Source organism: Terrimicrobium sacchariphilum, assembly GCF_001613545.1.
Lineage (GTDB): Bacteria > Verrucomicrobiota > Verrucomicrobiia > Chthoniobacterales > Terrimicrobiaceae > Terrimicrobium > Terrimicrobium sacchariphilum.
In genome coordinates this window covers 1-25,910 of sequence record NZ_BDCO01000003.1, presented here as the reverse complement: position 1 = coordinate 25,910, position 25,910 = coordinate 1, and the positions used below count along the sequence as shown (strand labels likewise).

The window sequence follows — 25,910 nt, the reverse complement described above, 5'->3', positions numbered from 1 at the left end:
CCGGAGGTAAGTAGGAACCTCCTCTCATGTCGAAAGAGCTCTTTGATCTCACTGGAAGCGTCGCCGTTGTCATTGGCGGCACGGGTGTGCTCGGCGGTTCGCTGGCCGATGCACTGGGCGCAGCAGGCGCAAAAATCGCGGTGGCAGGCCGCAGCCGGGAGCGCGGTGAAGCGCGAGCGGAGGCAATTCGCGCCGTCGGCGGAACGGCGGGCTTTTTTGAAGCTGACGCCTCCTCGCGCGCCAGCATCGCGGCCATGCGCGAGGCGGTGACAAAGGAATGGGGCGTGCCGGACATCCTGATCAATGCCGCGGGCGGCAACGACCCGAAGGTGACGGTGACGGGGGATCACAAGTTTGAAGACATCGCGCTGGAGGCGTGGAATGCCAGCTTTGACCTGAACCTCGTAGGCGGCCTGCTCGTGCCGTGCCAGGAGTTTGGCCCGGCCTTTTGCGCGGCGGGTCGGGGCAGCATCATCAACATCGCGAGCGTGTCGGCGCATTTGCCGCTCTCGCGGGTGGTGGCCTACTCGGCCGCGAAGGCGGCGGTGCTGAACATGACGCAATTCCTCGCCCGCGAGTGGGCGCCGTACGGAGTGCGCGTCAATACGATCACGCCGGGATTTTTCCCCGCCGAGCAGAACCGCAAGCTGCTCTTCAACGAAGACGGCACACCGACGGCTCGCGCAGCCTCGATCCTCGGGCACACGGCGATGGGCCGATTTGGCCAGTCGCAGGAACTCGCAGGCGCGGCGGTCTTCCTCGCCAGCCAGGCAGCCAGCAGCTTCGTCACCGGCACAGACATCCGCGTGGATGGCGGATTCCTCTCTCAAACCATATGAGCCTCGTCTCCCAGATCGCACCGCGCGGCGGCACTCTCACCGAAGAGCAAATCCTCTCCGTCATCGACGGTGCCTGCATGGGCAGGGAGTGGGCGGGAAAGAAGGTGCTCCTCATCATACCCGACTCGACCCGCACCGCGCCGGTCGGGCCGGTCTTCAAGGCGCTCTATCGCCGTATCGCGGGCGAGACCGCTGCGGTCGACGTAATGGTGGCCCTCGGAACGCATCCGCCAATGACGCAGGAGGCAATCTGCCACCGGCTGGAGCTTTCGCCGGAGGAGCGGACGGGCGAGTTTTCGCGGCCGCAATTCCTCAACCACGAATGGGACAACCCCGAGGCGCTGCGTTCGCTCGGCGTGATCCCGGCCTCGGCGATCAGCGAGCTGTCGGACGGGCTCTTCTCGATGGACGTCGAGGTGACGATCAACAAGCGGCTCTTTGAGTACGACCGCATCATCATCATCGGGCCGGTCTTTCCGCATGAGGTTGTCGGGTTCTCCGGCGGCAACAAGTACCTGTTCCCCGGCGTGGCGGGGCCGGAGATCCTGAATTTCTTTCACTGGCTGGGCGCAGTCATTACAAACCCCTTCATCATCGGGCACAAATGGACGCCAGTGCGCAAGGTGGTGGACCGCGCGGCGGCGCTGCTGCCAATCGAGAAGCTGTGCTTCTGCCTCGTGGTGGACGGAAAGAACTTTGCCGGGATGTTCGCCGGGACGCCCGAGGAGGCGTGGGACGCCGCGAGCGACCACTCGGAGGGGCTGCACATTATTTACAAGCCCAAGCCCTTCCACACTGTCCTCTCCAGCGCGCCCGCGATGTACGACGAGATGTGGGTCGGCGGCAAGTGCATGTACAAGCTCGAGCCCGTGGTGGCCGATGGCGGCGAACTCATCATCTACGCCCCGCACATTCACGAGGTGAGCGTGGTGCATGGACGGCTCATCGAAGAGCTCGGGTATCACTGCCGGGATTACTTCCTCAAGCAGTGGGATAAATTCAAGGACAAGCCCTGGGGCATCCTCGCCCACTCCACGCACGTGCGCGGCATGGGCACCTACGAGGACGGGGTGGAGAAATGCCGCATCCAGGTCACCCTAGCCACCGGCATCCCGGAAGAAACCTGCCACAAGATCAACCTCGGCTACCGCGACCCGGCAACGATCAATCCCGCCGACTACGCGAACCGCGAGAACGAGGGCATCCTCTACGTTCCGAAGGCAGGCGAGATGCTTTACCGAGTGGCGAGGTAGCTCCCCGCCCCTCCGTCCATCCATAGCATTAGGCATCCGGCGCGGGATCATCTCGAACCGGATGCCTTATGTTACAAATTTGTAACAATTTTTCTTTGCAGCGGAGATCAACCCGACCGCCTCGCCAAAAGAGCTGAGAGGCATATCCCGCCTTATCTCGCCGCAGAATCCATTAGGATCAGAAGCCAGTTCATCCTAACGATCTGTTCCGCACCCTCTTGCGCAGCAAGAGGCGCACGTGTGTCGAAATTGTGACACTTCATAACTGGCCCGCTTCCAGTTGAACTCCTACTACTCGGCGCATTCTCGGACCAGTGTCCGGGGATAGCTCTTTCCAAGGCGCATCCCCGCCCTGGGCCGAGCGGGAATCCAACCAAACACCAATACCCAAAAACACACTAATGAAACTCATCAAAAAAACGATGATTCTCGCCGCTGCTCTCTTCGCGATCGTTTCCGCGAACGCTGCGACCGTGAATTACTCGCCTGGTGACCTGATCATTGGCTTCACGACCAATTCTGGTCAGGGAGCCGGACAGGTTCTGATGGTCAGTCTCGGCTCGGCCACGGCATTCCGCGACGCCACCACGAACAACTTCTCGATCACCACGATCGGCGTTGACCTCGAAGGCACCTTCGGAGCCAACTGGTACGATCGCACCGACCTCTACTGGGGCGCCATCGGCGTCTACAACTCGGTGCCGGAAGGCGACACGACCAATGGCGATCTCGACGGAACGGTCTACGTTTCCAAAGCCCGCGGTATCGGCGGAACGGCTGGAACGAAGAACTCCACTACGTGGAACACGACCAATGGCGACGACGACACGGCTCTCACCCGTCTAGGTGTAATGCAGTCCAACTTCGATACCCAGACTGCCTCCGACAACAATGCGAATGTCGCGGTGTTCGACAAGAACAGCGCCTCTTGGGATAAATGGAATCCGCCAGTCAGTGACGCCAGCAAGTCCTTTGGTGCATATAGCAGCACGGGAGTGGGCATCCAGCAGAAGTTCACCACAGGTTCCTATGACACCATTCTCGGCAACGGCATCGAAGGCGCCCTCGATCTGTACCGTAACGTCTATCATGGCGCTGCGGGATACGAAGGCACCCTGACGATCAACCAGAATGGCGATATCGGATACGTTGTCACCGTTCCGGAACCTTCCACCTACGCCCTCATCGGTCTCGGACTCGGCGCGGTCCTCTTCTTCCGCCGCCGCCTCCAGCAGGCCTAATCGCAGCAACACATCCCTCTCAACTCATACATGAAACTTCATAATCTTCTCCTCGCAGCGAGCGCGACGATGCTCTTCACCGTCGCAGCCCACGCTGACACCACCATCAACATCACGGGTTCGTCCGCGTTCCGATCGGCCGTCGTCACAGCCATCAAGAGCACGATGACATCCGTTACCAAGATCGCCTATACCGGCACTTCTGAAACGTCAGCAAATCAGCAGCTGTATGTTGGCAGCTTCCCTGGTATTAGCGGAGTCACAACGATCCGCACATCCTGGAACGGCTCTGTGGAAGGTGTCCGCGCCTTCGCGGGCATTGATACGGTGAGCTTCATTCCGGCGAGCGCTCCGGCTGGCGGTTCATACTCGACTTCGAGCCTCGAAGTTGGCACCCCAAACTTCGCGTTCTCGGACGTGTTTCAGGATTCGACGGGCGTCAGCAACCCGGTCTTTGACGATACCTATGTCGGCATCGTATCCTTCACCTGGGTGGCCAACGAAGGCGCTACCTTCACCAACATCACGACCCAAGTCGCCAACCAGATTCTCGCTTCCGGCGTGATCCAGAAGAATTTCTTCACTGGTAATGCAGCCGACGCGACCTCGAAGGTTTACCTGACGGGTCGTTACAATGGCTCGGGCACCCGTGCGACCGCTCTTGCGGAAGCCGGTTATCCGCTCTTCGCCAACGTCCGTCAGTACATTGTCGAGACTACTGGTGCAAACGGTACGATCACAGGTCTCCGCCTGTGGCCGAACACTACGCAAGGTTCCATCTCCACCGGCACGAATGACGCCACCACCGGCAACGGCGGCTACACGAGCGGCTCGGGAATCCGCGACGTTATCGGCTGCACGATGGCCGAAACCGTGAACCTGAAGAAAGCTGATGGCACTGCGGCCTCGCCTGCAAGCATAAGCGGCAATTCCGTCTCGGTTGTCTCCTATCTCGGTATCGGTGACCAGACGCACGTGAATGCTGGCGGCAGCGTTGCGCTCCGCTACAACGGCGTGCCTTACTCGATCGCCAACGTACAAAACGGCTTCTACACCTTCTGGGGTGTGCAGCATCTCTTCGCGACCTTCAGTGAGCTCTCCAGCGATCAGGTCACGTTCTATAATGCGATGACTGGCTACAAAGATACCAACGGGCGCGGTGCGATCGCGAAGGCTCTCGATAGCCTCGGCGACAGTGCTCCCGGTGTAAGGCTCGAGACCATGAACGTCGCCCGCGGCAACAGCGACGGTTCGCTGGTCGGTCCTGGCACCTACGAAGAACCTGCGGCTCTGTAATCGCCAGCATAACAATAAACAACTGCTAAACTTTGCAGGCGCTGGTGAAAGCCAGCGCCTGCTCTGCTTTTCGGATATCACCAATGAAACTCCCATTGCTCTCACCCTGGTGGCTCTGTCTCCTGGCACTACCGCTCGCCGCCTTTCTGATCCTGGGTACATCGCAAGAGGACTCCAGGCCGGCACTCTCGCCGAAGAGTGGGATATCCGCCCCGAAGCCAGCCATCTCGGCTCTGCCTATGCCACGGATTGAGAGTGAAGTCGCACCTTCAGTCAGCCCAACACAACAGCAGGTCAACAAAAGCCCCGAGGCGGAGACCAAGCCCGAAGATTCTTCATCGGCGTCTCTCTCCATGGAGATCGGACCCGACCAGGCGGTGCCCGCAGCGGTTGCGTCATTCGCCAAAGACTTTACTCCCCAGGATATTTCTGTCGCCCAGCAGTTGCGGCAGGCCTTTTTTGACGCCGTCGCCAATTTGTCACCCAAAGACCCTGACTTTACCGCCAAATGGAACGCGGCCCAAAAGGAAAACGATGAGCTTTATCGCCTCTACTATGGCAAGGATCGCTACCTCGCCCAGCATCGCAAGGCGTACACGGAGAGCTTCGCCAACGGAAACCAGCAGCCTGAGCATTGACTAAACCACGGAGGCTTCCCCACATGGGAGCCATCGAAAAATAACCAGTCCAAAGGCGGAAATCTTCCCGTCGATTGCCGCTCGAAATCTTCAGAGGGCGATTTCCTTGACGGAAGGAGCGGTCACCCCAGCGCTCTCCCGATAAGAACCCATCACCTTCACCGCCTCCTGGCGCTGCTCGGGAGTAAGATTGTGCTCCATCTCGGTAAGCTCGATTCCAATCGAGCCGGTGCGAATTTCATTACCGAGCTTGAACAAGGCGTAGGCAGTAACGAGATTTTTTTCTACACCTGATCCCGAAGCGTAGCACCGGCCAAGATTTACGAGCGCCTTTGCCTCACCCTGCCGGGCGGCTTTCTCAAACCACTGAGCTGCCTGGGCCTTATCCATCGTCACGCCGCTCCCGGTGTTATACATAACACCGAGGTAGTTTGCGGCGGAAGCATTACCCCGGGCCGCGGCGAGTTGCATGAAATGGAATGCCTTGTCGGGATCGGGCTTAATGGTCCACTTGCCATCAAAATAGGTTTCGCCGAGCTCGATCTGCGAAGGGAGAAATCCCCGGTCCGCGGCGTCCGAAAGAAGGACGATGGCCTCGGCCTCGTTGGCAGCGGCGTCCTTGCGCAGAAGCATGATGGCCAGGTTGTGCTGGGCGGAAGCCAGCTTTTGCGCGGAAGCCATGCGCAGATACTTGATGGCCAGATCCTCATCCTTGGGCATGCCCTGCCCCACGGAATAGAGATAGCCCAGTGCCGCCTGGGCCTCGGGACTGCCCGCCTGCGCGGCCTCCTGGAAGAGTTTGCCCGCGGCGGCGGCGTCCTTGGTCCCGCCGGTTCCCCTCAGCAGGGCGAGGCCCTTGGCGTAAAGCGCCTTGGCTCCGTGGGCATCGAGAGCAGGAGAGGCCGCAGGCGAGGGAACCGGGCTCGCGTCAACGGCAAAGGCGAGGGTCATCGGGCCAAGAGATGCCACCGCCATCATGGCGCTGAGGATGATGCCGCGGCTAGGCAGAACCTGTGGGTCGAGGTTTGTTTGGGTCGTCTTCATCGGGAGATTTTTCAGCCGGGGCGGCATCCTGCGGAGTTGCCGAACGCGCATCCGGCACGGCGCCATCGTCGCCGCCGCCATACCCCAGAACGTCGACTGTGATGATGGATGGCGTCTCGTCCTGAGCGGGCTGCTGCTTGTTCTGGCTCGCCATTTCGCTGGAGGCGCTGGCGGTGGCGGCGGTGGCAGACGATGCGGAGGAAAGGCCCGCGATATTCGGCGCGGCTGGAGGCGCAGTGGTGGGCACGCCAGTGGTGGATCCCGCCACGGAGATGTTGTCGGCGTTCAGAACCTTGACCGCGGCGATGCTCAGGTTGCCCGTGGCGCGGATGCCCGCATCACCCGCATCGACCGCTCCATTCGGAGCAATAAGGTCGACGTCTCCCGGAGGAACGCCGACGACCGAGGCAAGCACGCCGATACCGCCGCCGGTAGCGAGACCAGCAAGGTCGGTCTCAACGGTGGCCGACTGCGGATCGATGACGACGCGAGTCGGCGGGGCGGATCGGACGGTCTTGGGCGAGGAGCCCGCCGCGATGTCTCCTGCGGAAGACCAGATGATGATATTGCCGCCGCGCAGGGTAAAGATACGCCCGATGCCAAGATCCACGTCGCCCTGAGTAAGGATCGATATCGCACCGCCCCGCTCGGTGACGATACCCGGAGGAGCGAGCGGATTCCCAATGGTGGAAGAGGCCAACGAAAGGCTGCCGCCTGGGGCCAGGAGAGTGATGTCGCCGTCGTTGCGAGTACGCACATCGCGACCGCGGAGATTGAGATTTCCTTCTCCCGAGGTTTCGATGAGGGCGGAAAGGGCGGAGAACCCAGCCTCGTAGTTGCCGGCGGTGGCATACGCCCGACCGGTATCGCGCAGAATCTGGAAGAGAATCTTGAAGGCAAGCGTGCGCTTTTCGTCGTCGGACAGCGAGCCGAGGTCCTTTTTCGCGCCATCGGTCGCCATGGAAGCCAGCGCCTCCGAGAGATAGGATGAATCAGGGCCGTCCGCTGCGAACTTGGCCAGGAAACCATCAACGTCGAGACTCTGAGTGGCGCCCTCAACATTCAAGCCGGCCGCCACCGTCACATCCGCACCAGAGAACGGGAGGTAGGGGTTGCGGGAGTTGCCAATACTTGTGATACCGACGCCCGTGCCGTCGCTCCGGGTAGAGCCGACGCCGAGGTCAATATTACGAGCGGCGAAAACTCCAAGTGCGCCCGGTCCGCTGATCTGGATATCTCCCGCCGGGATGAGCGAGGTGGGCAAGAGGGCGCTGCCACTGGCGGCGGCCTGAGTGAGTCCCGGGGTGTTGGCGTCGTAAAGGACGATATCGCGACCCGCCTGCACGAGAGAGTAGTCATTCTCGGAAACATTCTGGATGTAGAAGGCGATATCTCGAATGTCGTTGGAAGCCATGATGCGCGTCTGTTTCGGCGCGAAGAGCGTGACATCCAGGATATCCCCGCCCGAGGCATAGAGCCTGACCGGCTCGGAGTCCGCCGCGTGCAGGAGGCCTGACGCATGGAGCGCCTGCTTGGTCTGAATGACGCTGGTGGTCGTGGCAGTCTCCTTGAAGCTGCGATCAAAGGTGGTGAACAGCGCGGACGAGCTTGTGATGAGATTGCTCAACAGGAGGTTTGATGTGTTGGAGAACCGCGCGAGGTTGGAGGTCGACGAGGCGACGCCTGGCAGCAAGGACGGCGAGGCATCGGAAATGGTGATGGTGGAGGGCATCCAGCCCGACAACGTCGTGCGAGCGCCGTTGAGGTTGTTGGAAACGCCGACCTTCTGGAGGCCGTTGATCGATCCGGCAGCTTTCAACGATAGGTTGCCCGTGGCAGACGGATAAAGGGTTAGGTTGCCCGCCACGTTAATATCGCCGGAGAAGGCCGTGACATCGAGCGTGGGCGGAAGCACGGTTACCGCCGTACTGAATGGATCGACGGAAGTCTCACCCAGGCGAATCCACGGGTAGTAGGCCGCCGCGATCGTGTTGCCCGCACTGGAACGATAGAGATTTTCCTGCTGGAGCCAGTACTGGAAGATCGGCAGCGAGGTGTTGGAGGTCGGTGGGATCGCGTTATAGCGGAGATTCACCGATCCGCCGAGCGACGACACGTTGACGGAGGAATCTGCGCCATAGGTGGAGAAGGCGGATCGATACCAATAGCGATTGGTCAATCCCTGCGGAACGAGGAAGGCATTGAGCGTCGGTCCCAAGAGAACATTGCCGCGAGCGGAGACATTGAAGGTCGCCTTGCCAGCGAAGAGAGTGGTCGGGAGCCAGGTATTCTCGTCGAGCACCTCGGGCGAGGTAAGGCTCTTGATGAGGCCGAGGGAGGGCGAGCGGGTGGAGTTGGTCTTGATCTGTCCCCCCGCAGTGAGCGTGCCGACGCCATTCTCAACGTAATAGATGCCACCGTCGATATTGCGCCCGGCCGAGACAGTGACATCACCGCCACCGAGCTCGAGCAGAAGGGTGGCATCGGCCAGCCCCTTGGGAGCGCGGGCGTTGGTCGGAGCCACGGCATCGACGTTCACGACATCCTGAAGAGCCTTGAGCGTCACATTGCCACCGCCGAGAGCACCGACACCTTCGAAGAAGTTGCTGAAGTCCACCCACCAGGAAGTCGAGGCAGAGGGATCGGTGATGGAGGTACCGTTGCCCGAGGCCGTGAAGGAGCCGTAACTTCCGGAACCGTCAATGTAGCTTCGGCGCATGAGCCAGTTCGTCGGGATCTGGCGGCTGGAGTCGGCGATAAGCGTCGTGCTTGAGCCATTGCGGGTGTAGTGCCCGATGTTTCGCTGGGCGAAGACAGAGACGTTGCCGCCCGCCATGGAGTACTGCGCCGGATAAACCTGCTGGTAGTTGCCGAGAGCGCCCTGCGTCGTTCCAGCCAGGAACCCGTCCTGGTCAATGAGCACCGGGACGGAGAAGTCCCCGGCTGTGTAGATCGAGTCTGAGGAAGCGACCCGGACGCCTGCAGTGTAGATGGTGGCGAACTGGTTGAGCAACTGCACGTCACGGCCGGCGGCGATATTGATGTCGCCGGTTCCGGTGCGGATGACGTTGAAGTTATTCGCAGCGGTCGACGAACTGCCGATAATGCGGGCCGTCGTCGCATTGGCTCCGGTGGTTCCGATTGCCTGACCGAGGTTTTTGCCGATCTGGACAGAACCGAGCTCGCTACCGAGGCTGGTCATGGGCAGCACGCCGAGGATATTGGCCGAAGTCAGGTCCGCACCTGCGGCCAGATTATAGGAGTATGACTGCACGTTGCCGGGCAGCAGATTGTTTCGCGCCATGAGCGGAGCCAGCCACATGGTCGACCAGCCGTTATCGGCGGCAGCGGTCACGGCCTGGAAGCCGTCGCTCATGGTATTGTAAAAGACCAGATTGCCCGCCGTACGCATCGTGATGATGCCAGGAGCGCTCTTCGAGCCGAAGCGGTAGGTCGAGAGATTCCAATCCTGCGAAGTGGTCGAGGTCGTGGTTCCCAGGGTGATGTTGCCGTTGGCGTTGCGGTTGACGATCTCCGCTCCCGGCGAGATGACGGCGATGCTGGCGAGACCGGCGTTGGCTCCGGTGAAGAGGCGGGAGGAAATCGCCACATCGTTTCCGCCGAAAAGGACGCCGTTCTGGCGGATGCTTTCCCGCACATTGACATTGGCCGAGGTTATCGCACCTCCCTGGGCTTGTACGGTCGAGCCCGTGGCCGAGATCAATCCCGAAACGGAAGTCAGATCAAAGACACGGTAGCCCTCGACGATGATGGCTGAGGCTCCGAAAATGGCTCCCCTCACAGGACTCAAGGCAAGGTCCGTGCTCCCCGTAATCTGCGGGGCGCGCAAATGGAGGACCCCACTGTAATCTCCGTAGAAGGAACTCGGGCGCGAACCCACATCGAGAGCGGCCACCGAAAGATCGATCTTTGATCCGCCCAAAATATCGAGTGTGCCAGTGCCAGCCACGCCATTGTAGGTCGCTCCGGCACTCAGATCGACGGAACCGCCTTTGCCCGCGCTGCTGAAGTAGCGACCAGAGGCATCGAGGAGCGAGCCATTGGACAAGGTAAGACTTCCATGCGCGTAAAGGGCAATCGCACCCCCGGTCTCCCCATTGGCCATGATCGAACCAGTCACGGTGACATCGCCTTGATCGGCAGCGAGTGTGAACTTACGAGCCTTCGAGGTGCCGTCCACTGTGACAATGCCGGTGCGAACCCGGAAGGAACGCTCATAATTAAAGTCATCCGCGCTGAAACTCTGATTTACCGAGGAAAGGGTCGGCAAGGCGGAGATATCGAGAATGAAGGTGCCGGACCTCCACCCCGCCCCGGCTGACCCAACAAGAGATCCTGCCGAGGTGAAGACGCCCTGGGGTGCACTGATGCTGAGTGTTCCCGCATTACCACCTCCGGCAGCGGAGGAAACGTTGATCTGACCGGAAGATCCGATGACGACATCCCCGCCCACAGCGGCAAGGGAGATAGAGCCCGCGTCCGTGTACTCCGTCACGTCGTAGAAATCCCGCGAGATTCCGCTAACGTCGATCAGCCCATTGACCTCAATGCCGCCCGCCGTGGATGCGAGAGTAACGGCTCCGCTGGGGAGCACGATATCCGTGTCGGCTGCGACACTGGAACCAGTGAACGACATGCTGGCGCCAAGACCTGAGGTGACAGTCGCAGAGCCCCCGGCGAGACTGGTCAGCACCAGCTGACCTCCAGCAGTGATGCTCTGGGTCGCGCCCTTGGCACCGGCAATCAGAGGTGCGGCGATGGTGAGACGGCCCGCTGTACTGAGGCCGCCCGAGCCCGAGCCAATGACCCCGCCGCTCGCATTGATCGTCGTATTGCCAAATCCACTAATCGAAACCGTGTTCGTTCCCAGCGTGACGACACCCGTATCAAAGACGAGATTGCCGCCGGTCGATCCCGCTCCCGCGAGGACGGTTCCATTCTGGGAGTTATCCAGAGACAGAGTATCTGCAACGACATGGACGGAGCCGCCGACTCCCTGGTTGTACCCGCGAATCTGAGCCGCGCGGATGGAGAGGCTTCCGTTGCCACCAATCGTCCCAGTGCCATAGATGTCGAGAGACGAGTAGCTCAGGAGAGACTTGCGGGAAGAGGACTCGAAGTTGGAAAGCAGGGACCCGGAAAGAATGAGTCCGTTGGTCGCTGCCACGGTGCCGGGGGCATTAAGAAGAATGGTCACCTGCCCGCTGTTGAGAGAGATCGCCTCAGCAGTGATAATGGCATTGGGATCGAGCTTCATGGCGTTGGACGAGTCAAGAATGACGCCACTGCCGGAGACTGCTGATCCCGCCTCCAAGACGAGCGAGGGAGCGAGCGCGCCGGTGAATCCCGTACGCAGCATGTCGGCGGAGGCATCGCTGGATACCCGCAACAGCGCACCGTCGCCGGAGAGCAGGAGCTTCTCCGCCGGTCGTGTGAGGCTGCCGGTGGAATAAACCTGCGATCCGGAAACGAGTCGCAGTTCGCCGGTGGTCGTGAGAATAACCTCGGGCGCGTAGAGGGGCGATCCGGCATTATCAACCCGGATGCTGGTGGCTGTGGTGGTCACCGAGGTGCCGGTCGAACCGGCAGTACGGAAGCCGCCGATGAGGAGGCTTTCCGCACCCAGCGAGGAAAGCCGGGCCGCATCGAGGAAGATCGACCCGGCGCTAACCGTAGTATTGGCTCCCCCGATCACGATCGGAGCTTGAGCACTGATATCGACCAGCGAGCCCCGGCCGCCCAGATCCGGCGCCGCCTGGAGGCGGCCAGCGATATTCAGGCTCGAGATGGCGCGGAAGACGAGCTGGCCGGCATCCGCCGGGATGGGAGACACGACCTGCTCGCGCTCCGCGGCGACATTTGAAAAGAACGCATTCGCGCTGTAGACCTCGTACTCCGCCCGCGACGCGACCACCGAGGAGGGAAGCACTTCAAACTGGGAGAAGATCTTTCCGCGGCTGGCTTCCTTTTGCGCCGAATTGAAGGTATAACCCGGCACAGTGCTGGAACCGTCCTCAAACTGATAGGAGCCGATCACGCTGGCAGACTTGCGGCTGACCAGGAATGCTCCCGGAAGCAGGGCATATCGCGCGGGCAGCAAGGTGTATTCCCCGGCGGGCAGACCGGCGCTGGCCTGGAGGTAGATCGAGTCTCCAACCGAAAGCTTGCTGTTGACGTAGCCGGGATCGCCATCCAGCGCGGTGGCTGCCGCGGAGGTATTGAAGGGCGCGTAAGGGGCAAAATTGCTGGTGTAGCCCGGAACGATGGCAAAGCTGTCCTCGGAGGCGAGAATGTCCTTCGATCCGCCGTTGCCCTGCACCCAGCGGTACGAGAAGAGATCGCCGCCGCCGCGCATGTCGATGGTGGCTCCGCTTGAGAAGTTTACCGACGAGCCAGCGAGAGAAACCGATTTGCCCGACAATCCGGTCGAGGTGATGTCAAACCCTGACGGATCGAGCCAGGCAAGGCCGTCGGGGTTGAGACCGTAGGGGACGAGCAACGGCTGGCCGGTGACGTAATCGAGACCGGCGACCGATGTCACGCTGCCCGCGCCGAGGTTGACTTGCGAAGCGGTCGGAATGGTCGCAGCCGTCCGGGCGATCGGGTCGACCGGGGCGGTGCCGACTCCATCCCAGCCAAGAGCGATCTGTCCGAAGGGAGCAAGCAGAACGCCGGACTGGTTAATGGTCGCCGCATAGATGGCGAGTCTACCCTGCGCGGAAAGCGGCGACTGGGTGAAGCCCGCCCGCTCGATCGAGACCACACTGCCCTTCGAGGCGCCTCCCTGGGTGTAATTGTATCCGTAAATGGCGAAGTCGAGGCCACTCACCGGATAGATGGCCGCGGCGCGCATCACGAGATTGCCTGAAAAATCCACGGGACCGCCTCCCCGGATCTGCCCACCTGCGGCGTCAAGAGTGATGTCCCCAACACCCTGGAACGAGAGCGCGCCGAGATCGATCAGGTCGGCTTTGACGACGAGGGAGCCAGAGCCAAAGGTGGGGGAAAAGTTATACTCCCCCGTGGTCGTTCCCACGGTCTTGGTAAAGTAGCTGAACGTCTCCGTCGGCAGCGACGGGGCGCGGTAGGCCTGCCCGAGAGCCACGTAGGGAGCAGTCAGATCGACATGCGCGTCTGCGGCGAGCACACCGCCTCGGGCGACGCGAATTTCCTTGGCTGCGGAGATCGTAACCGGGCCGGAGAACTGCACGTTGCCGCCGAGAGTCAGAGAAGCAAACCCGCCGTTGTCAAAAGTATCGACGGAGAAAAAACCGCCTCCGAGGAGAGCAGCGCCCGACGTCGAACGCAACGAGTCCCCCACCTTCTTAATCGCCTGAATGTTGTGGGTGTCGTTCTGGGTGACCAGGAGATTCAGATCCGCTGAGGTCTTGTCATCTGTCGGATAGAACCGCCCGGATGAAACCGAGAGGGAACCGCCAAGCGCGGAATCTCCGCCGGGCTGGCCGATGAGTCTGGCGTGCGCGTAGAGCATCTCGCCACCGGTCAGCGTGATAGAGCCTGCGTTGGTTTCAAGCCGCTTGGCGTATCCCAGGAACCCATACGGGGTCGCGGTCACGCCGCTGCGTGTCATTTGCTCCGCTGTGGCGGATAAACCGAGTTCCGCCAGAGTGAGGTCGAAGACTCCGCTCGCACCGGACACATCAAGGGTGGCTTGCTCGTCCGCGTAGATATTGCCGGAAATCGCGATAGCGCCACCGCCAAAGACAGTACCAACCCGGCGGCCGAAAGGATCAGGCGCATAAACGGCCGCGCCAGCAGTGCTCAGATAGGCAGAGGGAGCCAGATAGACAGTGGCTCTGGCCGTGGTGGGAAGGACCGAACTGCCAAAATAGGAATATGGGAAGGAGTTTCTGCCAACGATCGTGATCGACCCTCCAGGCGCATAGACGCTGCCAAAGATCGAGACGGTATTGCCTCGAAAGGTGATGTCGGAGCCGGGATCAGCCAGGATTTTCGCGCCGGGCGAAAAGACAATATCGCCGCGAACGTCCATGACATTGGAATCGAAGGCGTTGGTGACGCCCGGGGCCGAAAACTCCAGATCAACCGGCTGTCGCACGCCATCGGGAAGCACCTCCCTGGTGTAAGCCACATTCATCTGGCCCGGTTGCAAAGGCTGGACCACGGTCGCCTGCGCTCTCGGTGCGATGATCGTTCCCGGTGCGATGAATACCGCGGGCACAAAATCCTCCGGCTGGCTGCCCGCGAGCTTCATCCCGATGCCGGTGAGCTTGAAGGAGTTGAAACCGCCCTGGCTAAAGAACTCCGGCTGCACCACAAAAGCCTCCTTGTATGGACTGGCACCCCCGACCTGAATCAGCGGGGCCGTGATGCTGAGCGTGCCGCCCTTCACGGCGGAGTATCCGAGCAGGGTTCCGTTAAGCTTCAGTTCCCCGCCCAGGACGGATGCGAGCGAAAGATCCTGTCCGGCCGCGATCGTCAATTGTCCGCCGTTGCCAAAGGAGAACTTGCCGGTCGGGCTCACTGTCATACCACCCGAGACATCCAGAGTGCTGCCACGGGCGATGGAAACATCATAGCCGGAAAGCGAAATCGTGCCGCCATTCTGGGCGATGGGAGACAATGCCTGCTCCACTGCGGCCGCACGCTCGTCGATCACCGTACCCGCCGCGGAAATGACGGACCCGGCGGCGACGTCGATGCGCCCATGATCGGCCCGTGCAGGGAGATCGGTGGCGGACACCACGGTCTTGCGCAGCAGCGCTGCGGCAAAGGGCGAATAATTGTAGGCGGATACAGTGATGGAGCCACCCGGGGAAATGATGCTGCCCTGCACGGAGACATTCGCCGCCGAGAGCTTAAGGCTGCCGCCTTCCCGGGTTTGAACAACAACTCCCTTGGGAACGTTAATATCGCCCTCCATGTTTTCAATCTCCACGGAACCGAATCCTGACTCCCCAAAGAGCGAGGGAGAGATGTTGACTGTTTCCTGGCGATCATGAGGAATCGCGGCAGGCTCGCCCGAGGCATTCACGGAAAACGCGGACAAGGTCGAGGAGGAAGAACCTGCCTGGAGCAGCACGGTGGGCGGCGTTGGCGATGCGTCGAGAATATCCGCGCCGTAAAGGTATTGAGAGCGGAAACGCAGAGCGACCGAGGACTGGGCAGGCAGGCTGCTGGAAAACGAGGAGGTGCGAATCTGGCGCGGGCCGATGACGCTGCGGCCCAGCATGTCGCCATCGAGAATCATCGAGGGAGCCTCGATGACGATCGTTCCCGCATCCGCTCCTTGGATATACGCCTGGCCGGAATCCGCTCCGAGCGGCGCAAGCGGTGTGGCGTAGGTCCGGGAGACGCCCCATTTCTGATGCGTCTTCATCGAAAGGCCAGTGTAAACGCCGTCGTAGAGGCGATCCGGGGTGGCGTCCTCGATGTTGATGAGCTGCCCGCTGGACATGAGGCGTGTCGTTCGGAACGAGGTGCCCGCCTGGTAATCAGTCCATCCGCCAGAAACATCAATAATACTTCCTTTTTGCGCGACGAAGGAACCTCCCGATTTGATCTGGACAGTGCCGCCAGCAACGGTGAGTTGATCAACATTGCGCTCGATCAGGTCGGCAAAGCCGGTGACATCGGCCAACGGAGTGCCAATCCAGTCGCGGCCATTGTAGGTGCCGGTGCGCCGCACATCGACCGTGATGGAAAGGCCGCGCACAAATCCATCGCGCTGGAGGGGTGAATCCGCCAGTTCCCCGCTTCGTAGCGAGAGGTTAAGGATATTCTGGTTGACCTGGCTGGCAGCCCCGGCGGTGCCGGAGGCGTCGATCAATGACCCGGAGGCGAGAAAGACCTGGCCACCGGAATACATGAAGGTTCCGTCGGTGCTGCGAAACGACCCGGCTGACAGCTGGATGCCTGCGGCGAGCGGATCGAGATAACTCAGCGGTTTGACGACATCCTCCCCGGTCGGAAGTTTCGCGCCCGGAGCAAGGATGGTTGCATTCCGACCAAGGTTGATCGCGTATCCCTGGACATTAACTAGACTGGGGAGAGCCAGTTCGAGCCCCACCGTCTTCTCCGAGCTTGCGGATTCTGGAAGGATTCGCGTCACACTATCCGAACCAAAAGTAACCACACCGGACTGGGTGAAACGAAACGGCGCCTTGATATCGGAACCGGTCGAGATAACTCGTACGGCTCCGTAAGCGGCAATGAGGTCGATGCGACCGTTAAGAGCCACCGAGGTCGAACTGTCAATGACCCCCATTTGCTCAACCTGCTTGCCTGTCAGGAACGCATGCCCGCGGGGAACGGAAATGATGCCCGAATTGGTCGCTGCAGCCGCATAATCTCCCACCTCGCCGACATAAACATCCAGTCCGCGCAGGCTGGGGTCGTCCGTGGAGTGCGCTCCCACGCCGACCTGCAAGCCGGCGGCCATGATGACCTGGCCTGCCGGTGCGTAGAGGGTGCCAGCATTCGAGACATTAGCACCCACGAGCATGATACGACCACCGTTCCCCTCCGCATTGAGCGGGGAGCTGATGGTGGCGCCAGCCTCTACCACCACACCACCAACCCGCTTATCCGGCGTCAGGGGAACATCGGGGGTAAATGTCGGAACATCGCCCTGCCCCGCATCTTCGATGTTGGTGAAGAGGAACTGCGAGGCGGCATTGTTCAAGAGTCCGCGCTGGACGAGATTGTTGTTGATCGGCAGCGAAGAGGCCACAAGTGCACGGGTATTCACCTGGGAACCTGCGCCAAAAACGATGCCATTTTGGTTGATGATATAGACTTGTCCCTCAGCCTGAATCTGGCCCCGGATTTGCGATGGCTTGCCCGTTAGGTCAAAAACCTTGTTGAAGACTATCCACTTGCTCGCGTCGTCCTTGCCCGCGCTCTGGTCGAACTTGACGGTCGTATTCTGCCCGACGTTGAAGGTCTTCCAGTGCAAAAGGGCCTGGGTATCTCGCTGCTTGATCGTAACGAGGCTCCCGCTCTGGGTGGGGGAATCGGCACCATCCCACCGGGCATTGGCACCGGTCAAAACTTCCAACCCGCCGGGCTGCAGTCCTTCGGGAACGACGGTTCCGGCAGCACTCGCCCGAGCCTTGGCCTGCATCGCTTGAACAGATGCGAGCGCCTGGGTGGTACGGGCCAGACGATCTTTGGCATTGGCCTTGGTCACCGTGGCTGCTTCTGCTCCGGCTCCCGCGCGGGCGTCCGCGTTTTTCCGTCCGGTCGAAGATACTCCACCGCGCAGGATGTCGCCAGCGTAGCCGAGGTGGGCCAGGGCGAGCAGGCCGAGCGCCGCAATGAGCAGTCCGGTGGGACGGCTCAGGCGGCGGACGATCATGGAGCGGAGGAGTTTCAAGCGCGGGCGAGAGAGTTAGTTTTTGACGGGGCCGGCGAGGATGGAGCCGAGGGCGAGTTCGTTGAGGGAGACGGGGTTCTTTTGCTGGAGTTGGGCGAGGTAGGCTTCGCGGTTGGATTTGGCGCGTTCGGTGCGGAGGACTTCGATGAGGCGGGGTTTGACTTCGTCCAGGGTGGCAGTGCGGGGTTCGCGGACGTCGAGGACTTTTATGATGTGCCAGCCGTCGGGGAGGCGGATGGCCTCGGTGACGGCGCCCTTGCTGGCATTGGCGAGGCGGTCGCGGAGCTCGGGCTGGACGGCGGCGGCGGTGAGCCAGCCGATTTCCCCTCCGCGCGCGGCGCTTTGGGCTTCCTGGCTCTTGTCCTTGGCGATGGCGGCGAAGTCGGCATTGGCGGCCTTGAGCGCCTTGGTTACGGCGTCAAGGTTGGCTTGACCGTTGGCGTCATCGGCTCCGATGAAGATCTGGGCGAGCTGGTATTGTTTGGGGAGCTGGAGCTGATCCTTGCGGGCGTCGTAGGCGGCCTTGATCTCGGTTTCGCCGGGGTAGTTGTCGGGCACCTTGGCGACGGTGACGAGGTAGTCCTCGGCGATGGCGTTTTTGCGCAAACGCTCAAGCTGCTCGACGACCTCGGGGCGCTTGTCCCAGTTGGCCGAGAGGGCTTCCTTGAGCAGCACCTGCTGAAGGATCAACGAACGCACGACCTGGTTGAGGAGGGCGGGGTTCCTGGTCAGGGCGGCGCGGTCATCGGCGGAAAGGGACGCGAGGTAGGGTGCGAGGTCTTTGGCCTTGAGCTCGGTGTCGCCGACCTTGGCGATGATGGTGGTGGCGTCCTGCGCGCGCGCGGTCAACGCGGCGGCGAGGAGGAGGATGCTAATGGTTACTGCTTTCATGGCTGCTGGAAGTTGGGCTGGTGGTACTGCTGCTGGTACTGGAAATACGCTGGTCGACGAGCTTGTCCTGATAATCCTGCATGAGGGTCTGGAACTTCGCCCGCGTCATGCCGACAAACGGCTCGCGGGCGAGGATGGCCTCGCCAAGCCCGAACTTCTCGTAACGGTCGAGGATCTCGGTACCGACCTTGTACATCTGGACGTTCTTGATCTGCTGGTCGGCCACGATGCGGTCGAGCTTGATGATCTGCGCGGCGGCCTTGGCCCGCTCGGCCTCCTTCTTCTGGGCCAGCGCGGTGGCTTCGTTGTAACCGCGCTTCCACTGGTCGACGGTGGCGTTGAGCTTCTGGATGACGACGCCCTGCTCCTCCAGCCGGGTGTTGAGCTCGGCGATCGAATTGGTCGAGGCGTTCTTGTCCTCGATCATCTGCCTGGTCAGCTTGTCGTTTTGGGCGGTGAGTTCCTTCACCTTGGCGTCGCTGGCGATCTGGGCGGCCTGGGCGTTGGCGAGCTGACCTTGCACGTCGCGCATCTGGAGCATGGTGTTGCGCAGGGCTTCGCGGAGCTTGGCGACCACGGGGTCTCCCTCCTCCGCGCCCGCCGCATGGAGCAGCGCCGGGCTAAGCAACAACAGGACGGCTAATATCTTTTTCATTAGAACTTGGCGTTGAGGTCGAACTGGAACACGTCGACCTTGTAGGTCGGACCGGCGATGTTTTCCGCGCCGTACCAGCGCACGGCCAGCCAGACATTGGGGTTTAGCGCGACGGCTGCACCGACGGTGTAGCCCTGCATATTGGTGCCTCCGAGGCCGAAGTCGGAATCGTTGAACCCGTCGACCACGGAGTCGGAGCCGATGTAGCGGTAGCCGCCGGAAATGTACCAGTCCCACGCCTTGGCCAGCGCAGGCGTGCCGACGCGCAGCTCGACGTTCCAGCCGTACGGGCTGCCCTCGAAGTCGCCGATGTTGTCCAGCTCGGTCGTATCAACCGCGCCACGGTTATTGACCGCGATCTCGTTGATCGCGCTGCTGTTGAAAGCGAGGTTCTGGACGTACTCGCCGATGAGCGAAACCTGGACGGGTTCCCAGCCATTGTAGTCAATACGCGCGGTCACGGTGAAGTCCTGGAACTTCGTCGCGAGTCCGTAGTACTGCCACTGGTTGATTGTGCCATAATCGTTGCTTGCATCCGGCACGATGTTGCGCAGGGCCATGTAGGTATTGCCCTTCTGGGCAAAGGACGGACGGCTGTTGTCCGTGTTGCCCGCGTCGTTAATGTTCTGCGGTGTGTAGGGATCGGAGAGCTTGCCCTCGATGTTGTAGAAGTAGTAGTAGGCCGCGCCAAACTTCACCTTCCAGTCCTTGGCCGGAGACCAGTCAAAGCCGAGCTGGCCGCCGAAGAGGAACTTGTCGTAGCTGGCGAACTTCTGCGGCTGGTTGGACGAGAAGTTCAGGTCGGTGTTGTAGACCGGGAAGGCTCCGCCCACGAGCCATGGGGTAAACCCGTCGAAGACCTGGTAGCGCGCCACCATGGCCGCGCCGTCAAAGCCGAGGTCGTCATCCCAGATGAGCGAGGTGTTGAAGAAGGGATTATCGAAACGACCGCCGATGACGGAGAGACTGCGGTCGTCATCCTTCGCGCTGACTTCGTATTTCAGATAGGCACGGTCGAGCCAGATGGCGTATTTGCTGAACTGGCCGCCCTGTCCGTTGTTGTTCAGGCCGATGGTCTGGTTGGTCGTCACCGGGGAATTCGTCTCGCCGGTGGCGATGCGAAATCCGGTGGTGAAGTTATCCGTCAGATCCATCTCGGCTCCGCCACGTACGCGGATGCGGAAGCGGTTGCGGTTCTGATCGGCGTTGTACTGCGGCGAAAACTGGTCGCCTGCGGTGTTGAAGGGCTGGCCGGTGTTGATGGCGTTGAAGTTCGGAAACGCGCCGGTCACGTCGTTGCCATCGGGATAGAAGATGCCTTCGTAGCGCAGGCGCAGGTCAAAGAAGGGATGGACGCGGTTGACCCAGGCAGGGAGGAAGCTCGCGACATTCGGACCGCCGAGCAGCGGCTTGCCGGAGGCGCGGCTCTCGTTGACCAGCTCCATTTTGATGTCTTCTTTAATCTGCGTTTTGACCGGCTCGGGGATGTAGGTCACGCGCACATCGCTGTCGGATGGCGTGGGTCCGGCCTGCGCTTGCGCGACTGCGCCCTGATCGCTCACGGCCTGGGCGGCGGCGACCTGCGCGATGGCAAACATGTCGGCCTGGGCTTGCGCGCGGGTGGCTTCGGCTTCCGCCTCGGCCTGTGCGATCATGTCCTTGGCATCCTCCTTGGTGAGGAGGCCGCGCTGAACGAGCTTGTTGATGAGGTTGATCGTCACGCTCTCAGAGGCGGGACGCTTGTCCTGCGCGCTGGGCAAAGCGAGGTTGGCGGACTCGGCGGCTGCGGCGACGTCGGGCACCGGCTCGTTTTGCGGTGCGGCGGCGGTGTGTGCGGGCTGAGGCGCTGGCGCGGCGGGAGCCTGCGGAGCAGGTTCTTCAACCGGCTGCGGTTTAATCGCGGCGACAGGTTGCGGCGGTGCGGTGGGAGCAGGAAATGCGGAATCCAGTGTAGCCGGGGCGGGTGCAACCGACGGGGTCGGCGATGTGACAACGGCCTGCTGTCTGGCGGGATTCGGGAACACTTCCGCCGGGCGCTGATCCACCGGGGTTTCCTCCGGCGTCGGCGCGGGGGTGGCTTCGGCCACTGCCGGAGCACTCGGTGCAGGTGTGTGAGTGGCTTCGCTAACGACAGGGGCAACGCTCGGGGCCGCGATGGCCTCGGCGACAGCCGGGGTCGGCGCAACTGGAGCGGGCGTCGCTTCCGCCACGGCAGGTGCTGGCGTCGTTTCAACCGGCGAAGGCACAGGTGTTGCCTCGGCCACAGGACTGGCCGGGGTCGGCGTAAAGTCGATCAGCGGTTTCGGTGTCGGGGTGTTAAGATAAACCGGAGTCGTGGCGGCAAGAGGCGCCGGGGTCGGCGTAGCCACGGGCTCGGGGGTTGCGGCGGGTTCCGGCGTGGAAATCGCGTCTGGAGCCGGAGTCGCTTCCGGGGTGGCCGTGGGCACCGGGGTGCCGAGCGGCCACGGCTCGGGGGTGGACAATGAGGTCGAGGCGGTCGGGGTCGCGACCGGGGTGGCCGTCGGGGCGGCGGCCGGAGTGGGCTCGGCGTAATCGAAAATGATGCGGGTGCGTCCGCCGCTCTGATTGATGATGGGCGACGGAGCCGGACGGGCAGAATCCTGAGCATGCGCGCCGATGAGCGGAGCTACTCCACCCGCAAGCAGGAGGAGGCAATTCATCATTCGGCGTGGGTTGGTCTGTCTCTTCATGAAAACTAATTGGGTCGGCGCGCGGTGATGCGCATCACGATGGGCATGGGCATCCCGTCAGGCGGCGGCTGGCTGAGTTGCAGACCCGTGAGCACTTCGCGCTCGAGGGCCTGGTCGATGGCGGCGTCTCCGCTCGTCCCGCTCACCTTGGCGCGCGTCACGCGCCCGTTGCTGTCGGCCCAGATCCGCACCTGCACGGTCAAGGCCGAGCTGCGCAGCTTGCGATGCCGTTGCATCGCCTCGAGCACGCGGGCCTGGACCTGCCCGGCGTACCAGCCGTATTTGGTTCCGCCTCCCCCGCCCTTGCCATTGCCACGGCCTCCGATGAGACCGTTGCCGGTGCCGGACAGGCCAAAGCTGTTGGGGCCATCGCCCTGCAACGCCGTGCCCATTGCGGGCGGCGGATTGTCGGGCGGCTGCGGCGGCTCGGGCGCGGGTTTTTCCTCGGGTTGAAACTCAGGCTGTTTGGTCTGCTCCGGCGGCGGTTCCTGCGGCGGGGGCGGCGTCGGCGGCGGAGGGGTTGGTGGTGGCGGCGGGGGCGGCAGCGGCGGCATGATGCTCATCACGCTGGCGGTCGATTTGCGCTTCTTGCCTTCCTTCGGTCCGAAGACGACCCATCCGCCGACGACAAGCGCCAGCACGCCCACCGCGATGATGATCACGCGGTAGCGCTGAAAGAATGTGGGTGTGTCTTCGTCCTGCATGAGGGTCTATTTGCTGGCTTCGGTGGCGAGGCCGACCTTGGTCAGCCCGAGGCGCCCAACGACGTTGAGAACGTCCATCACGCCCTGATAATGCGTGAGCCGGTCGCCGCGGATGACGACGGGAAAATCCGGGAACTTCGCCTTGTGCTGGCTGAGCTTTTGCTCCAACTCGGGCAGCGTCACGGGCACGGTATCGAGGAAAATCTTTCCTTCGTTGTTCACCGTGATGGCTTTGCTCTTGGGACCTTCCAGCGCCGGGCTCTTGCTTGCCTTCGGGAGATCGACCTTCACGCCCTGCACGCCCGCCGTCGTCATGATGATGAAGATCAGTAGCAGCACGAGGTAGAGATCCACCATCGGCGTGACGTTGATGTCGTCGTAACTCTTGTTGTCTCCTCCGGCGTCCATTTCCTTATTCCGGCGTGGGGTAGAACTCCGCCATCTTGGTCACGAACTCGTCGATGAAGGTCTGCATCGTGCTGACCGTTTCCTTGATGCGGGTGCTCAGGTAGCTGTAGGCAAAGAGCGCCGGAATGGCCACGAGCAGACCAGCGACGGTGGCGAGAAGCGCGCCCGCGATGCCGGGGGCGATGGAATTGACTTCCACCTCGCCCGTCTTGGCGATGGTCGCAAACGTAATCATAACGCCTATGACCGTGCCGAGCAGTCCGAGATAGGGACCGCCTGCGATGCTGATGGTCAGGAAAACGAGCTTGCCGTTGAGCTTCTGCACCTCGCGTACGAGGCCGCCCTCGAGGCTGGCCCGGATCGCCTGGATGGACCGCGCGGAGAGTCCCTTGTTTTTGTCTTCCTTGATGCGGTGGCTGATCTCCTGCGAGCCGATGTGATAGATGTGATAGAGCGGGCTTTGCAGCATGAGCTTCTGCTGCTTGACGCTGGCTCCGCCGAGAGCCTTCACACTGGCCTCGTCAGCGTGGTCGATCTTCGTCAGGTCGGAAGACACCTCCTCCCACTGCTGGATGAACTGGTCGGTGCCTTTCTTGACCTGGTTGAGATAGACAAACTTCTGCACCGCCACGGTCCACCCGAGGATGGCCATGATCGAGCACAGGGCGATGACCGCCCAGCCGTCGAAGGTGAGCGACTTGCTGATGTCGCCGAAGATCGACACGTGCTCCATGATGTTGTCGAGCGTGCTATGGCCTTCTCCGCCCTCGTCTTCGCCGGGAACGAGCAGCTTCGTGCTGGCGTCGCTTCCGCCTTGGTTGATCGCTGTGAATTTCACCCAGCCGACAGGACGTGCGATCTTGGAGATGACAAGTTCGTCGAGCTCGCCCACGAATCCGCCGGTGGCATCGGGGCCGGTCGCACCCAGATAGGACGGGCCGTTGATGGCGGGCACCTTGGCGTCGAGCGTGGCGTAGTCCGCGCCGTCGACGAGCAGCTTGATTTTCGCTCCATCGGAAACGACCGCGAGGTTCTTCCAGGTCGCGGCGGGCAGCGGCTGGCCTGCTGCCGTGCGCTTGACTCCGCTGGCGTCGGTCACTTCCACAAACGGCGCGCCGTTGTCGACTCCGATGCGGAAGCCATTGCCACCCGCCGTGCGGTTGAAGAGGGTCGCGTTCGCCGCGGGCGTGCTTTCCTTGATCCACGCCGACCACGTAAAGGCCTGGCCGTCGGACCATTCCAGCGAACTCGATCCCGGCAAAACCAGCGGATTCGCTCCCAGCAGGCGCAGGCCGCCACCGATGAGCGCTCCCTCGGACGCCGTCCCGGCGTTTTCCGCCGTATTGCCTGCTTCGCTCGCGTCCTGCGGCGCTCCGGCTCCGGCAAAGTGATACACCAGCACGGTGTCGGCGTCGTACGTGCCCTTGACGGCCTTGGCGTCGAGCGCCGTGGCCTCGGCATTCCCGCTGTAGAGCCAGAAGGTTGTTTTCGCCCCGGGCTTGATCTCGGGCGCCTTGACCCAGACGAAGGCTTCGTTCAGCAGCCCGTCCCATTTCTCGATCTGGTGCGGCAGCACGGTCTTGTCGTCCTCGGCCACGAACCGCAGGTCGCTTCCATCCTCCTTGACGGCTCCAAAGTTGAAATTCCCGCTGTGCAGCCTCACCAGCACCACGCCCGGACCCACCGGCTCCGAGATGTCTCCGCCCTGCGCCGTCGGGTCGATCGTGAACGATTTGCGCGCCGTCCAGTCCTTGTCCCACCACGCGCTTCCCGTTGCAAGGGTCACCCCCAGCATGGCCATGGTCATTATGAATGTTCTTACCTGCATAGAAATTTTTACAGTTCTCCCCAGACCCGGAACGACAGCAGCGGGTCGTACGCCGTGTTCGGGCTTTGCGTGATGAATGGCACTCCCAGCACCACTGAGCCGTTGAGGTGTTCAAAGAGCTTGATCGTGCTGCCGAACCCCGCGCTCGCCAGACTGAACTCGTCCTGCTGCTCGGGCAGCGGGTCGTTTACCCAGGCCACGCCTCCGTCGAGGAATCCAAACACCCGCCATTCGTTGCCCTCCGGCGCCCACCACAGCAGCGACGGACTCCGCAACTCCAGCGTTCCGGCAAAGGCGCTGTCGCCCAGCACCGCACTTTCCAGATACCCGCGCACGGTGTTCAAACCGCCGAGCGCAAACTCCTCGGTATCCACCAGCGGCTGCGCGCTGGCCTGTCCCTGAACCAGTCCATACGCCTGGAAGCCCCATGGAAGATCCAGCGTGTTGCCCAGGCTGCCTCGGAAGTAGAAGAAGCTCGCGTCCGACGCGTACCGGCGGTTGTCGAAATCCGTCTCGTCGCTGCCGATCCCCCGAAAACTCCACGTCACCCCTCCGCTAAACTCCGTCTGGTAGTTCTTCCCCACCCACGCCGCCGTGTAGCTGAGCGAGAACGGAAAATACTGGATCGGCGATCCCGTCGTTGCCCCGTTGATGCTCAGGTCCTGCGTGAAGTCCTTGTAATCCGCCCCGAAACTCGCCGAGTGAAAAAAGCCCTTTTTCCCCGGCAGGTCGAAGAGCAACCGCCCGCCGATGACCGAGCCATTTCCCGCCACGGCGGAACCACCCAGGGTCGACACGTTGCTGTTCTGCCGGATGGCCTGCGCCATCACGCTCAGCCAGTCCACCCCCGGCACCGGCGCGATGTAATACCCGGAATAAATCAGCGCGTCCTGAATCCGCTGCGGTGCGATCTGAAATCCAAACCCGATCGTGTGTCCCAGCTGCCACAGGTTGTCATACCGCAGGCTCAAATCCAGCCGCAGCGGCGTCGTGTTCGCGCTGTAGCGGTTGTTCAACTCCAC

At 61.8% G+C, this 25,910-nt stretch carries 14 protein-coding genes; 5 read left to right on the top strand and 9 right to left on the bottom strand.

Annotated features, from left to right (window positions below; translation table 11 throughout):
• Nucleotides 1–26 precede the first annotated feature (26 nt).
• From TSACC_RS17735 to TSACC_RS21950, 5 genes are all read left to right on the top strand, one after another.
• Nucleotides 27–839 (top strand): SDR family oxidoreductase, encoded by an 813-nt coding sequence (locus tag TSACC_RS17735; protein ID WP_075080819.1) that lies wholly within the window; start codon nt 27–29, stop codon nt 837–839.
• Nucleotides 836–2,092: a lactate racemase domain-containing protein gene (locus TSACC_RS17730; protein ID WP_075080818.1), complete on the top strand. Its 1,257-nt coding sequence runs from the start codon at nt 836–838 to the stop codon at nt 2,090–2,092. Before TSACC_RS17735 ends, TSACC_RS17730 begins: the two co-directional genes overlap by 4 nt.
• A 401-nt stretch (nt 2,093–2,493) precedes the next feature.
• A complete protein-coding gene (locus TSACC_RS22305; RefSeq protein WP_075080817.1) occupies nt 2,494–3,333 on the top strand; it encodes a PEP-CTERM sorting domain-containing protein in 840 nt (279 codons plus the stop codon).
• A gap of 30 nt (nt 3,334–3,363) precedes the next feature.
• Complete coding sequence (locus tag TSACC_RS17720; protein WP_075080816.1) at nt 3,364–4,629, top strand: hypothetical protein; 1,266 nt, start codon at nt 3,364–3,366, stop codon at nt 4,627–4,629.
• An 83-nt stretch (nt 4,630–4,712) separates the two neighbouring features.
• Complete coding sequence (locus tag TSACC_RS21950) at nt 4,713–5,267, top strand: hypothetical protein (RefSeq protein WP_153811516.1); 555 nt, start codon at nt 4,713–4,715, stop codon at nt 5,265–5,267.
• Between the two features lie 90 nt (nt 5,268–5,357).
• Here the strand turns inward: TSACC_RS21950 and TSACC_RS17705 are convergent, their stop codons facing one another.
• The 9 genes from TSACC_RS17705 to TSACC_RS22165 all read right to left on the bottom strand — a co-directional run.
• On the bottom strand, nt 5,358–6,311 hold the full coding sequence (locus TSACC_RS17705) for a tetratricopeptide repeat protein (RefSeq protein ID WP_075080813.1): 954 nt from the start codon (nt 6,309–6,311) through the stop codon (nt 5,358–5,360).
• Complete coding sequence (locus TSACC_RS17700) at nt 6,268–17,691, bottom strand: filamentous hemagglutinin family protein (RefSeq protein ID WP_075080812.1); 11,424 nt, start codon at nt 17,689–17,691, stop codon at nt 6,268–6,270. The genes TSACC_RS17705 and TSACC_RS17700 overlap by 44 nt, the downstream gene beginning before the upstream one ends.
• 15 nt (nt 17,692–17,706) lie before the next feature.
• Entirely contained in the window at nt 17,707–18,582 is an 876-nt protein-coding gene (locus TSACC_RS17695) for a peptidylprolyl isomerase (RefSeq protein WP_075080811.1), read from the bottom strand.
• Entirely contained in the window at nt 18,563–19,237 is a 675-nt protein-coding gene (locus tag TSACC_RS17690) for a phage major capsid protein (protein ID WP_153811431.1), read from the bottom strand. The genes TSACC_RS17695 and TSACC_RS17690 overlap by 20 nt, the downstream gene beginning before the upstream one ends.
• Nucleotides 19,237–21,948: a putative porin gene (locus TSACC_RS17685; protein WP_237763980.1), complete on the bottom strand. Its 2,712-nt coding sequence runs from the start codon at nt 21,946–21,948 to the stop codon at nt 19,237–19,239. Before TSACC_RS17685 ends, TSACC_RS17690 begins: the two co-directional genes overlap by 1 nt.
• 5 nt (nt 21,949–21,953) lie before the next feature.
• Entirely contained in the window at nt 21,954–22,652 is a 699-nt protein-coding gene (locus TSACC_RS17675; protein WP_075079889.1) for a TonB family protein, read from the bottom strand.
• A gap of 6 nt (nt 22,653–22,658) precedes the next feature.
• Nucleotides 22,659–23,060, bottom strand: coding sequence for an ExbD/TolR family protein (locus TSACC_RS17670; RefSeq protein ID WP_075079890.1), 402 nt, complete (start codon nt 23,058–23,060; stop codon nt 22,659–22,661).
• A gap of 4 nt (nt 23,061–23,064) precedes the next feature.
• The gene (locus tag TSACC_RS17665; protein ID WP_084400472.1) at nt 23,065–24,888 is read right to left on the bottom strand and encodes a DUF2341 domain-containing protein; all 1,824 of its coding nucleotides are present in this window, start codon (nt 24,886–24,888) and stop codon (nt 23,065–23,067) included.
• A gap of 8 nt (nt 24,889–24,896) precedes the next feature.
• The coding region (locus TSACC_RS22165; protein ID WP_169809696.1) for a ShlB/FhaC/HecB family hemolysin secretion/activation protein at nt 24,897–25,910 on the bottom strand (1,014 nt) is incomplete at its 5' end.